The following is an 11,868-nucleotide window of genomic DNA, read 5'->3' as shown; positions in this document are numbered from 1 at the left end:
CCCAATCCCGGCTTCAATGCACTGTCACCTGCGGCGCATCGCCGAACAGGTCGCTGCCGGAGACCACGACGCGGTCGCCGGGCTGCAGGCCCGAGCGCACCTCGACCTCGCCGAGGCTGGTGACGCCCAGTTCCACCGGGCGGCGGATCGCGGAGTTGCCGTCCATCACGTAGGCGTAGCGGCCGCCGGACTGTTCGACGAACGGGCCGCGCTCGACCTTGAGCACGTTGCGGCGGGTGTCCAGCAGCACCCGCGCGCTCATGCGCTGGCTCTGGCGCAGGCCCGGCGGCTGCTTGTCGGTGAAGCGGATGCGCGCGTTGACCTCGCCGTTGACCACTTCCGGCGATACCGCCGAGATCGCGCCGGCGAACGGTTCGCCGGCACCGCTGGTCAGCTGCGCCGGCATGCCGATCGCCAGGTCGCGGGCGAAGCTCTCCGGCACCTTGATCTCCAGTTCGAACTTGGACAGGTCGACCACGCTCAGCACCGGCGCGTTGGCGGCCACGTTGGTGTGCTGCGACACCTGCACCTGGCCGACCTGGCCGTCGAACGGCGAGCGCAGCGTGAGCAGGTCCACCTGCCGCTTCACCTCGGTCACCACCGCGCGCTGGCGCTCGGCGAGCAGGCGCTTGTTGCGCGCGTCCAGGCCCGCCCCCTGGGTCTGCAGGCCGGAGTCCTTCTGCGCATGGCTCATCGCGATGTCGGCCTTCTTCAGCGAGTCCTGCGCCTTGGCCAGTTCCACCGCCGGTACCGCGCCGCCGTCGTAGCCGCGCTGGTAGCGCTCCAGGTCGCGGCTGGCCGCCTGCCGCTCGATCTGCGCCTGGTCGACCAGCTTGCTGGCATTGGCGCGCGCCAGCACCGCATCCAGGTCGGCGCGGCCGGCCTCGGCCTCCAGGCCGGCCAGCGTGGCCTCTTCCTGGGCAAGCTTGCTGCGCAGTTCCGGGCTGTCGATCTCGGCCAGTTCCTGGCCCTGCTTGACCACGTCGCCGGCGACCACCTTCAGGCTCACGGTGCCGCCGGAGATCGCGTACAGGGTGGGGCTGTTGGCGGCGATCAGGCGCCCGTCGGCGGAGATGTCGCGGACCAGGTCGCCGCGGCTGACCGTGGCGATGCGCACGCGTTGCGCGTCGAACGAGCGGCTGCCGGCGATCCAGCCGCGCGCGGCGAAGGCGATGCCGAGCAGCACCGCCAGGCCGACCAGCGCCGGCCAGAACCAGCGGCGCCACGCGGCGGCGGAGCGGGGGCGGGCGAGAACCTGGTCCTGGGCAGAGGTATCGCGGATCATCGGTCGGGTCGGCGCAGTGGAAGATGAACGAATGCAAAGCACACCGCGTGCCAATCGCAAGTTGTTGAAATAAATTGATTTTCTGTTCGACGGCCGGATGTCCACGTGTCCGCGGACACGTTCGCGGACACCGTGTCCGGGGTGCCGGTCGCCGGATCGTCGGCGCGAGCATGACCCTCGACGGCTGCGTCCATGCACGGCGTGGCTCGTTCGAGTCGCACTGCCGGGTCCCGCGGGACATCCAGCGGACAACGCTAGAATGGCGGTCTTTCGTCGAAGGGTACGCGGCTATGTGCGGGATCGTGGGTGCGATAGCGGAGCGGGACGTGGTGCCGGTGCTGATCGAGGGCCTGAAGCGCCTGGAATACCGCGGCTACGACTCTTCCGGCATCGCCGTGGTGGCCGGCGACGGCGTGCGCCGGGTGCGCCGCACCGGGCGCGTGGCCGAGATGGAAAGCGCCGCGCTGGCCGAGGACGTCCACGCCACGCTGGGCATCGGCCACACCCGCTGGGCCACGCATGGCGGCGTCACCGAGGCCAACGCGCATCCGCACGTCAGCCACGGCGACTTGGCGCTGGTGCACAACGGCATCATCGAGAACCACGAACAGCAGCGCGAGCGCCTGCGCGCGCTGGGCTACGTGTTCGAGTCGCAGACCGATACCGAGGTCATCGCGCACCTGATCCATTACCACGCGTCGCAAGGGCTGACGTTGCTGGCGGCGCTGCAGGCGGCGGTGAAGGAACTGACCGGCGCCTACGCGCTGGCCGCGGTCAGCAAGTCGCGCCCGGACGTGCTGGTCTGCGCGCGCATGGGCTGCCCGCTGCTGATCGGGCTGGGCGAGGGCGAGAACTTCATCGCCTCCGACGTGTCGGCGGTGATCCAGGCCACGCGCCGGGTGATCTTCCTGGAAGAAGGCGACACCGCCGAGCTGAGCCGGGCCGACGTGCAGGTGTACGACGCCGAGGACCGGCCGGTGCAGCGCGAGGCGCACATGTCCGAGGTGTCGCTGGCCTCGCTGGAACTGGGCCCGTACCGCCACTTCATGCAGAAGGAGATCCACGAGCAGCCGCGCGCGCTGGCCGACACGCTGGAAGCGCTGTTCGACGCCGGCGGTTTCGACACGGCGCTGTTCGGCGGCAACGCCGATGCGCTGCTGGCCGACGTCGACGGCGTGCAGATCCTCGCCTGCGGCACCAGCTACTACGCCGGGCTGACCGCGCGCTACTGGATCGAATCGATCGCCGGCCTGCCGTGCAGCGTGGAGATCGCCAGCGAATACCGCTACCGCGCCGCCTACGCCAATCCGCGGCAACTGATCGTCACCATCTCCCAGTCCGGCGAAACCCTGGACACGATGGAGGCGCTGAAATACGCCAAGTCGCTGGGCCACGCCAAGACCCTGTCGGTCTGCAACGTACCCGAGAGCGCGATCCCGCGCGCCAGCGCGCTGGTGCTGTACACGCGCGCCGGCGCCGAGATCGGCGTGGCCTCGACCAAGGCCTTCACCACCCAGCTGGCGGCGCTGTTCCAGCTCACCTGCGTGCTGGCCAAGCTGCGCGGGCGCCTGAGCGCCGCCCGGGAAGCCGAGTGCCTGGAGCAGCTGCGTTACCTGCCGGGCAGCGTGCAGCACGCGCTGAACCTGGAGCCGCAGATCGCGGTGTGGGCCGAGCGCTTCGCCGACAAGCACAACGCGCTGTTCCTGGGCCGCGGCCTGCACTACCCGATCGCGCTGGAAGGCGCGCTCAAGCTCAAGGAAATCACCTACATCCACGCCGAAGGCTACCCGGCCGGCGAGCTCAAGCACGGCCCGCTGGCGCTGGTCGACGCGAGCATGCCGGTGGTGGTGATCGCGCCCAACGACGCGCTGCTGGAGAAGGTGAAATCCAACATGCAGGAAGTGCGCGCGCGCGGCGGCGAGCTGTTCGTGTTCGCCGACCAGGACAGCCACTTCAGCGAATCGGACGGCGTGCACGTGATCCGCACGCCGCGCAACGCCGGCCTGCTCAGCCCGGTGGTGCACACCATCCCGGTGCAGCTGCTGGCGTATCACACCGCGCTGGCGCGCGGCACCGACGTGGACAAGCCGCGCAACCTGGCCAAGTCGGTGACGGTGGAGTAGGCGCGGCGCGTGCCGTTCGGCCGGCTGCGCTGCGCACGGCACCGCCGGCAACGCATTGCCGGCCACGGCAGGGCGACGCGGCACGCTCCGTCGCCAGCGCGGGCGCGGGCGCACGGCGCGGCCTGATTCCGGCGTAGCCGACTCGCTATTCGGCAACGCCGTTGAAGAAGTCGACCAGGCCCCGGGGCGCGTCGTCGTCGAAGAACATCGCCAGGTTCCGCGCCGACTCCTCGGCGAAGGACGCGCTGCGGGGGAAGAGGTCCTTTTCGTACGCGGCGAGCGCGGCGTCGACATCGCCGGGATGGGCGACGATGGCCTTGCCGAGTTCGGCGCCGTCGTGGAGCGCCAGGTTGGCGCCTTCGCCGGCGAACGGCGACATCAGGTGCGCCGCATCGCCGAGCAGGGTCACCCCGGGCCTGCGCTCCCAGCGGTGCCCGACCGGCAGCGCGTGGATCGGGCGCAACACCGGGGCGGTGTCGCCGTCGGTGACGAGCGCCGTCAATGCCGGCGCCCAGCCGGCGAATTCCGCGGCGACGCGGGCCAGCGCCGTCGCCGGGTCGGCGAAATCGATGCGGGCGAACCAGTCCTGCGGCCTGCTCAGCGACACGTAGGTCTGCAGCGTTCCGTCGGCATGGCGGTGCGCGAGGATGCCCTTGCCCGGCGCGACCGCCATCATCGTGCCGCCGCCGACCGCCTGCGCGCTGGCCGGGTGGCGGGTGTCGCCGTCGAACAGGCTGGTCTCGATGAACGAGATGCCGGCATAGGCGGGCACGGCGTCGGACAGCAGCGAGCGCACGCGCGACCAGGCCCCGTCCGCGCCCACCAACACATCGGTGGTCGTCGTCGCACCGTCGGCGAAGCGCAGCAGGTGGCGCCCGCCGGCGAGCGGATCGGCCGCGGCGAGCTTGCGTCCCCAGCGGATCGTGCCCTCGGGCAGCGCGTGGATCAGGAGCCGGCGCAGGCTGCCGCGCTCCACCTCGGGCCTGCCGCCGTTGCCCATGTCGGGCCGGTCGACCAGAAGGGTGCCGTCCCGGTCCACGACCCGCTTGGCATCGGCGCCGGGTAGGACCAGGGCGAGGAACGCGTCGTACAGGCCCGCCGCCTTGAGCGCGAGCTGGCCGTTGTAGGTGTGGATGTCGAGCAGGCCGCCCTGCGGGCGGGCATCCGCCGCGGCTTCCGCTTCGTAGATCGTCGCGGCGATGCCGTGCACGTGCAGGACGCGCGCGAGCATGAGCCCGCCGAGTCCGGCGCCGACGATCGCGATGGGAGTGTGCATTTGCGTTCCTCGTTTCTTCAGTGGTCCGATTGGCGGACGAGGCCAAACCAGCGATCGGCGATCTTTCGCAGTTCGGCGCATGGCGGCGCATCGTCGGCGGCCCAGGCGACGACGCCGTCGGGGCGTATCAGGACGGCGCCCAGGCCGAACTGTTCCTGCGCCGGGCCCGGCACATACGCGAAGCGGTCGGCGTAGTCGCTCGCGAGCGTTCGCAGCGACGCGTTGCGGCCGAAATCCAGCAATAGTCCCGCGCCATCGCGCATCAGCGCATCGACGGTGCTCCCGTCCTCGAACCGGAAGTTGGGCGTGCGGTGGCCCACCAGGGGGTGGCCGCCGCCGGCCGTGTGGTGCGTGGGCACGCCCCACACCCGTCCGGCGAAGTAGGTGGCGCCGTCGCGCGTGTCCATGAGGTCGCGGACGATCGCGTAGAGCGCGCGCGCGTGGGGATCCGGCCGCATCAGTGCGACCTGGGCGCGCGACCAGTCCAGCACCTGCGCGCCGATCGGATGCCGTTCGGCCTGATAGCTGTCCAGCAGGTCGTCCGGGGCGTGCTTGTTGATGGTCGCGGCGAGTTTCCAGCCCAGGTTCAGCGCATCGCCCAATCCCAGATTGAGCCCCTGGCCCCCGAGCGGCGCGTGGATGTGCGCGGCATCGCCGGCCAGCAGGAGCCGGCCGTTGCGGTAGCGCGTCGCCTGCCGCGCCCGATCCGTCCACGTGGTCGCCAGATGCACCGCATCGATGGTCACGTCGGTGCCGGAGACGCGGCGCAGCACGTCCTGCAGATGGTCCCGCGTGATCGGCGCTCCGGCGTCGTGGAATGCGCCGCCGTCGAAGTCCTGGATCACCAGGTGGTCCGGCTGCGACAGCAGGTACATGCCCGCGGGCGTCATGTTCCGGCCCGGCTTGAGTTTTCCCGGGTCGGCGATGTCCAGTTTCGCGGTGTAGCCGGTGAATTCCGGCTCGGTGCCGGCGAATTCGAAACCGCCGGCCTTGCGCACCGTGCTGCGGCTTCCGTCGCACCCCACCAGCCAGCGGCCGTGCCACGTCTGCTCGCCGCACTGGACGCCGACGCCGTCCTCGGCTTGATGCAGGCCGGTCACCGCAAGCCCGCGCCTGATCGTCACGCCCAGCGCTTCGGCGCGCCGCGTCAGCACGGTTTCGAGCTCTTCCATTTCGGAGATCAGGCTGGTCGCGGTCGAACTCGGCAGGCGATACGGCCATTGCGCGGGATCGATGTCTTCTTCATGGAACGCAATGCCGGCGAAGTGGCCCACTTGGCGGCGCGCGCCCTGGCCGGAGTGCCGGTGCGGATTCTTGAGACGCTTGTGGGTCTCAAGTTCCTGCAGCAGTCCGCGGCGGGCGAGCGCTTCGATGGACGGCGCCGACAGGCCGCGTGTCCCGAACGGAAGCCGCTTCAACGGCGAGCGCGGATCCCCGGCCTTTTCCAGCACCAGGACCGAACATCCGGCCAGGGCCAGTTCGCAGGCCAGGAACAGGCCCACGGGACCTGCGCCGGAAACGATCGCGTCGTGGAGGGGGATGGCCGGGCGGTGCATCGCGTCTCTTGGTGGGTGGCGGCAGGTAGTGCCGCGATGGAATGGAACGTCATTCCATAATATTGGAACGTGGTTCCAGTTGTGTCAACATGCCGCCATGAGCAAACCTGGAAGCACCGTTGCGCGCGGCCCCGGACGACGGGAAGCGTCGCTTTCGCGCGAGCGCATCGTGGAGGCGTCGATCGCGTTGCTGGATAGCGGCGGCGAAGGCGGGCTGACCTTCCGCGCCCTGTCCGAGCGGCTCGCCACCGGCGCCGGCGCGATCTACTGGCACGTGGAGAACAAGAGCGATCTGTTGACCGCCGCTTGCGACGCCATCGTGATCCGCACGCTGGCCTCGACCGTGGCCGACACGGCCCCGGCGGCGACGATCCGCGCGCTCGCGCTCGGCATGTTCGATACGCTCGATGCACATCCGTGGGTGGGTTCGGCGCTCATGCATGGGGCAGGGCAACTGCCGTTGTTGCGGATCGTCGAATGCCTGGGGCGGCAGGTCCGCGCGCTGGGCGTGGCGGACGGGGAGCAGTGGGCCGCCGTGTCCGCGCTGCTGCACTACATTCTCGGCGTCGCGGGGCAGAACGCCGCCAACACGCAGTTCGCCCGCGCCCGGGGCATCGACCGCGACGGCTTCCTGGGCGCGATGGCGGATGCGTGGGCGCAGCTCGATCCGGACGCGTATCCGTTCGTGCGCAGCGTCGCCGGGCAACTGCGCGATCATGACGACCGCAGCGATTTCCTCGCCGGCGTCGACCTCATCCTCGGCGGGCTGGAGACGCGGCGGATCGCGGGCGCGTCCGCTGCCTGATCGCCGCGCAGGCGACGACCGCGGCAGGGTGCGGCTGTTGGGTTTGCACAGGCCTCCGACGCCCTTCCGCACGCGCCGTCGTGGCGGCCCCCCGCCTGCGCGCCATCGCAGGTGTACCGGCGTGGTCGTTCCTCCGCAGCGCTGCATGCAGATCGAAGGCGCTGCCTGACAGCGTGACGTCCAGGTCGCTATGCCGGCATACCTCCAGGGCAAGGGTGTACTGGCGGGTGATCGCACGCCGGCGGTTCGCAGATCGTTACGGCCGCGTGGACCAGGCACTCCTTCGTACCTGGCAGCCGCTACCTGCGGCTGCCAACGCATTGGCCCAGGTTATGCATAAGCTTTCGGCGAGGGTTCCCACCACGCAGGAGGACGTATGTACGAGTCTTTCAGACAGGGGGCGCCGGCCGAACTTTGGCAGGCGCTGGTGCACGAGGCAGGGCTACGGCTGGGCCAGCCGCTGGACGAATCGCGCGAGAGCTACTTGGTGTTCGTGCTGCTGCGCTACCAGGCCGACGGGCATCTGCTGTCGCGTACCCAGGCGCTGGCCTGGCTGCATGCGCAGGAGCAGGTCGGGCGCGCCCGCGCCGACGCGCTGCGCGAGGTCGGCGACGGCTGCCTGCTGATCGCCGGGCTGTTCCCGGGGGTGGCCGCGCGGCGCCGGGTCAGCGTGGACTATTTCATCGACCTGGGCCGCGGTGCCTACTACGAAGTGGCTGAAACCCGCGCCAGCGACGCTGGCCTGTTCGGGCAGCTGGCACGTAGTTACCAGGAGCTGGTGCGCACGCTGGGCGCGCTGCGTCCGCCGCGTGGTTGGCAGATCGGGGAGGATGGTTCGTTGCCCGCTTGAGCGGCGGAAACACCACGACGAAGTGTTCGTGGGTCGCCGCGGCGTCGCATGCTGCAATTGATGCCAATACAGCGGAGGCGGTGTTGTAGGAGCGGCTTCAGCCGCGACAGGATCCATCGGGAAGGCCTGCCGCGGCTGAAGCCGCTCCCACAGGGTTCAGGAGCGCTCGAACGGCCGCTCAGAACCAGACGCGTACGCCGGCGACGACGCGCGTCTCGCGTGCGGCTTCTCCCGCGTCGCGGCGATGGTCGGCGGTCGCGCCGAACGCGCGCTCGTGGACCACGCCCAGATACGGCGCGAAACGGCGGCTGATCTCGTAGCGCAGGCGCACACCGGCTTCCAGCGTGGACAGGCCGCTGCCGATGCCGCGTGTGCGATCGTCGGCGAACGCCGCCTCCGCTTCCAGCCGCGGCTGCAGGATCCAGCGGTTGCTCAGCAGCACGTCGTATTCGCCTTGCAGGCGCACGCTGGCGCTGCCGCCTTCGCCGACGTACAGGGTGGCGGCGACCTCGAACTTGTACGGCGCCATGCCCTGCACGCCGAACGCGGCCGAGGTGCGCGCGTCGCCCGGCGCGACCTCCTGCCTCACGCCGATCAGCACGTCCCACCACGGCGAGACCGCGTGGCCGTACAGCGCTTCCAGGTCCGCCGCTTCGGTGTGGCCGCCGCTGCGCTCGCCTTCGCTGCGCAGCCACAGCCGATCGACGTCGCCGCCGTACCACGCGCTCGCCTCCCAGGCCTGGCCGCTGCCGCGGTCGGCGTCCCAGCCTTCCAGGCGATCGAACAGCAGGTAGCCGGTCCGCGAGGGACCATGCTGCATCGTGTGCGCGCGCAACGCCGGGAATGCGGCGGCGCGGTCGGCGTCGGTGAGCGGCGGGATCGGCTCGCGCGGCAGCGCGGACGCGGGCGCATCGGGGCAGGCGCACGCCGTGTCCGGTTGCTTTGGAGGTGGCGGCGCCACAGCGGCATGACGCATCGCGGCATGCTCCCGCACGGCAGGATCGTGCATGGCATGGTCGGCGTGCGATGCCGCCGGCGCGCCGTGCTCCATCGTGGCGTGGTCCATGCCCGGATGTTGCAGGTCGGCGGACGCATGCCCGGTCCGGGGTGCCGCTGCCGAGGTTTCGGACACTGCCGTTCCGGTCGAGGACGACGCCGATCCAGGTACCGTTGGCGGCTCTGGTGCCGAGCCATGCGACGCCGGCATGGCGTGGCCGCCATGCGCATCGTGGTCCATGGGCATGTGCTGCATGCCGGTGTCGCTTGCCGTGGGGGCGGGCAACGCGCGGTCGGCGTGTGCGGCATGGTTCATCGCGGCATGGTCCATGCCGGCATGCGCCGTCTCCGCGTCGCCGCCGGTGGTATCGGCCGACGGTGGAGTGTGCATGTGCGCCCTGTCGTCGGGTGGCGGGCACTCGCACGATGCAGGCGCACGCGCAGGTGCGGTGGCAGGTGTAGAGGTAGAGGTAGAGGCGACTGTGGGCGTCACCGCGGCCGGATCGGCATCGGCCGCAGTCGCAGGCGCATGCGCATGCTGCGCGCAGGCGGCGCCATGCGCGAACAGCAGCGCCAGGCCGATGGCCTGCGCGAGCGTGGCGAGCGGCGCGGCGTTCATGCGTCCACCCGCACTTCGCGCATCATGCCGCCGTCCATGTGGTACAGCAGGTGGCAGTGGTAGGCCCAGCGGCCCAGCGCGTCGGCGCGCACGCGGTAGCTGCGGCGCGTGCCCGGCGGCATGTCCACGGTGTGCTTGCGCACCTGGAACCGGCCTTCGGCGTCCTCCACGTCGCTCCACATGCCGTGCAGGTGGATCGGGTGCTGCATCATCGTGTCGTTGACCAGCACGATGCGCAGGCGCTCGCCGTAGTTGAGCCGCAGCGGCTCGGCGCTGGCGAACGGGATGCCGTCGAAGGACCAGGCGAACTTCTCCATGTTGCCGGTCAGGTGCAGTTCGATCTCGCGCCCGGGCTCGCGGCCGTCGGGGTCGTCGAACAGGCTGTGCAGGTCGGCGTAGGTCAGCACGCGGCGGCCGTTGCCGCGCAGGCCGATGCCCGGATCGTCCAGCTTCGGCGCGGTGGCCGAGGACTGCATGTCCACCAGCGGATTGCCGCGTTCGCTGGCCGGATGCGTCGGTGCGTGCGCGCCGGCCGGCGCATGCGCCGCATGGTCCATGCCGGCCATGCCCTGCATCGCCGCGGCGCCGCTGGCATGGTCCATGCCGCCGTGGTCCATGCCGGCATGTCCGCCCATGTCGTGTCCCATGTCCTGCATGCGCAGCAGCGGGCGCGGATCGTTCGCCGGCACCGGTGCCTGCAGGCCCTGGCGCACCGCCAGGGTGCCGCGCGCGTAGCCGGTGCGGCCCATGTCCTGGGCGAACACGGTGTAGGCGTCCTGGCCGCTGGGCTCGACCAGCACGTCGTAGGTTTCGGCCGCGGCGATGCGCAGCTCGTCCACGCTCACCGGGTGCACGTACTGGCCGTCGGCGGCGACCACGGTCATCTTCAGCCCGGGAATGCGCAGGTCGAAGTAGGTCATGCTGGAGGCGTTGATCAGGCGCAGCAGCAGCTTCTCGCCGGGGCGGAATTCGCCGGTCCAGTTGCCGTCGGGCGCGACGCCGTTGAGCAGGTAGGTGTAGGTGTTGGCGTTGACGTCGGACAGGTCGCTCGGCGTCATCCGCATGCGGCCCCACATGCCGCGGTCGGCGAGGGTGGCGCGCAGCCCGTCCTCGCGCGCGTCGCGCAGGAAATCGCCGACGGTGCGCTGGTAGGTGTTGTCGTAGGACGGCATCTTCTTCAGCCGCCGGAACAGCGCCGCCGGATCCAGGTCGGTCCAGTCCGACAGCAGCAGCACGTGCTCGCGGTCGTAGCGGTAGGGCGGCGGCTGCAGCGGGTCGATCACGATCGCGCCGTACAGGCCGGCCTGCTCCTGGTGCAGCGAATGGCTGTGGTACCAGTAGGTGCCGGACTGGCGCAGGGTGAAACGGTAGCGATAGGTCTCGCCGGGATAGATGCCGTCGAAACTCATGCCGGGCACGCCGTCCATGTTGGCCGGCAGCACGATGCCGTGCCAGTGCACGGAGGTCTGGGTGTGCCCGGGCAGGCGGTTGGCCACGCGTACCTCGACGGTGTCGCCCTCGCGCCAGCGCAGGATCGGTGCGGGCACGCTGCCATTGACGGTGATGGCTGGGCGCTCGCGCCCGGTGAAGTTGACCCGGGCGCTGCCGATGCTCAGGTCGAAATCGCTGCCGTGCAGCTGATAGGGCACGGCGCCGCTGCGCGCCAGCGCCGCGGCCTGGGCCGGGCGCAGCGACAGGCCGCCGAGGCCGGCGGCGGCGCCCAGCGCCAGTCCGGTGACGAAACGGCGCCGCGACGGCAGGGCCGGCAGGCCGGAGGAAGGTGGTTTCATGAGCGAACCTCGATGCGATGCGCGACCGCCTGGGGCGGTCCATGCGCGGAAGCGGCGGCGCTCAGGCGCGGCCGCAGTGGCGCCACCCGCAGGCGGCGGCATCGCGCTCAGGCGCTGGGAGGTCGTTCGAGCCGGGGCAGGCCGGGCGCGCCGCGGCCATCCTGGCGGCCGCGGGGGAACAGGTGTCGCGCAGCACTGGGCAACGCCAGCGGCATCGCGATCAACGCCGGCAGCGGCTGCGCATGCGGACACTGGCAACCGGCCGCGGTGCCGCAGCAACCATGTTTCTTGCCGGCGCGCTCGTGGTCGTGGCGATCGCCATGGTCCACCTGCGGCGGCGCGGCCTCGTGGCAGGGCATCGCCGCGGCGGCAAGCGTGGCCTGCGCATGGCCGGTGTCGTGCGTGGACGCGGCATGGGCGGCGCCCGCCGGCGTGTCGTGCATGCCGGGCATCGCCACGGCCGTGCCGGCGCCGTTGAGCACCAGGCTCAGGCACAGCAGCAGGCGGGTCAGCAGGGCGAAGATCGGCACGGAAGACGAAACGCGCAGGGAAGAAGCAAGAGGATACT

The 11,868-nt window shown here is 70.9% G+C and carries 9 protein-coding genes; 3 read left to right on the top strand and 6 right to left on the bottom strand.

Translation table 11 applies throughout. The features are described 5' to 3' along the window. Window positions 1–13: 13 nt before the first annotated feature. Entirely contained in the window at window positions 14–1,285 is a 1,272-nt protein-coding gene (locus OCJ37_RS17705) for an efflux RND transporter periplasmic adaptor subunit (protein ID WP_263111005.1), read from the bottom strand. 290 nt (window positions 1,286–1,575) lie between these two features. Here OCJ37_RS17705 and glmS point away from each other — a divergent pair, with 290 nt between their 5' ends. After that, window positions 1,576–3,408, top strand: a complete 1,833-nt coding sequence (gene glmS, locus OCJ37_RS17700) for a glutamine--fructose-6-phosphate transaminase (isomerizing) (protein ID WP_263111004.1) — start codon at window positions 1,576–1,578, stop codon at window positions 3,406–3,408. A gap of 145 nt (window positions 3,409–3,553) precedes the next feature. Here glmS and OCJ37_RS17695 read toward each other — a convergent pair whose 3' ends face one another. Both OCJ37_RS17695 and OCJ37_RS17690 read right to left on the bottom strand, forming a co-directional pair. Then, window positions 3,554–4,684, bottom strand: a complete 1,131-nt coding sequence (locus OCJ37_RS17695) for an FAD-dependent oxidoreductase (RefSeq protein WP_263111003.1) — start codon at window positions 4,682–4,684, stop codon at window positions 3,554–3,556. 17 nt (window positions 4,685–4,701) lie between these two features. Beyond that, entirely contained in the window at window positions 4,702–6,240 is a 1,539-nt protein-coding gene (locus OCJ37_RS17690) for an FAD-dependent monooxygenase (protein WP_263111002.1), read from the bottom strand. A gap of 97 nt (window positions 6,241–6,337) precedes the next feature. Here OCJ37_RS17690 and OCJ37_RS17685 point away from each other — a divergent pair, with 97 nt between their 5' ends. After that, window positions 6,338–7,045 (top strand): TetR/AcrR family transcriptional regulator, encoded by a 708-nt coding sequence (locus tag OCJ37_RS17685; RefSeq protein WP_263111001.1) that lies wholly within the window; start codon window positions 6,338–6,340, stop codon window positions 7,043–7,045. A 376-nt stretch (window positions 7,046–7,421) separates the two neighbouring features. Further along, window positions 7,422–7,895, top strand: a complete 474-nt coding sequence (locus OCJ37_RS17680) for a hypothetical protein (protein WP_263111000.1) — start codon at window positions 7,422–7,424, stop codon at window positions 7,893–7,895. Window positions 7,896–8,073: 178 nt separating this feature from the next. Here OCJ37_RS17680 and OCJ37_RS17675 read toward each other — a convergent pair whose 3' ends face one another. From OCJ37_RS17675 to OCJ37_RS17665, 3 genes are all read right to left on the bottom strand, one after another. Then, complete coding sequence (locus tag OCJ37_RS17675; protein WP_263113729.1) at window positions 8,074–9,147, bottom strand: copper resistance protein B; 1,074 nt, start codon at window positions 9,145–9,147, stop codon at window positions 8,074–8,076. A gap of 359 nt (window positions 9,148–9,506) precedes the next feature. After that, window positions 9,507–11,300: a copper resistance system multicopper oxidase gene (locus tag OCJ37_RS17670; RefSeq protein ID WP_263110999.1), complete on the bottom strand. Its 1,794-nt coding sequence runs from the start codon at window positions 11,298–11,300 to the stop codon at window positions 9,507–9,509. 107 nt (window positions 11,301–11,407) lie between these two features. Then, window positions 11,408–11,830 carry a CopL family metal-binding regulatory protein gene (locus OCJ37_RS17665; RefSeq protein ID WP_263110998.1) on the bottom strand — a complete coding sequence of 141 codons (423 nt, stop codon included), beginning with the start codon at window positions 11,828–11,830 and terminating at the stop codon, window positions 11,408–11,410. Window positions 11,831–11,868: the final 38 nt, after the last annotated feature.

It is taken from the genome of Xanthomonas sp. AM6, from assembly GCF_025665335.1.
Taxonomy (GTDB): domain Bacteria; phylum Pseudomonadota; class Gammaproteobacteria; order Xanthomonadales; family Xanthomonadaceae; genus Xanthomonas_A.
This window is presented reverse-complemented; position numbering and strand designations above follow the sequence as displayed.

Coding starts and splice junctions, on each gene's coding strand:
- OCJ37_RS17705 (WP_263111005.1), bottom strand. CDS start 1,285: ATGATCCGCGATACCTCTGCCCAGGACCAGGTTCTCGCCCGCCCCCGC.
- glmS (WP_263111004.1), top strand. CDS start 1,576: ATGTGCGGGATCGTGGGTGCGATAGCGGAGCGGGACGTGGTGCCGGTG.
- OCJ37_RS17695 (WP_263111003.1), bottom strand. CDS start 4,684: ATGCACACTCCCATCGCGATCGTCGGCGCCGGACTCGGCGGGCTCATG.
- OCJ37_RS17690 (WP_263111002.1), bottom strand. CDS start 6,240: ATGCACCGCCCGGCCATCCCCCTCCACGACGCGATCGTTTCCGGCGCA.
- OCJ37_RS17685 (WP_263111001.1), top strand. CDS start 6,338: ATGAGCAAACCTGGAAGCACCGTTGCGCGCGGCCCCGGACGACGGGAA.
- OCJ37_RS17680 (WP_263111000.1), top strand. CDS start 7,422: ATGTACGAGTCTTTCAGACAGGGGGCGCCGGCCGAACTTTGGCAGGCG.
- OCJ37_RS17675 (WP_263113729.1), bottom strand. CDS start 9,147: ATGCAGCACATGCCCATGGACCACGATGCGCATGGCGGCCACGCCATG.
- OCJ37_RS17670 (WP_263110999.1), bottom strand. CDS start 11,300: ATGAAACCACCTTCCTCCGGCCTGCCGGCCCTGCCGTCGCGGCGCCGT.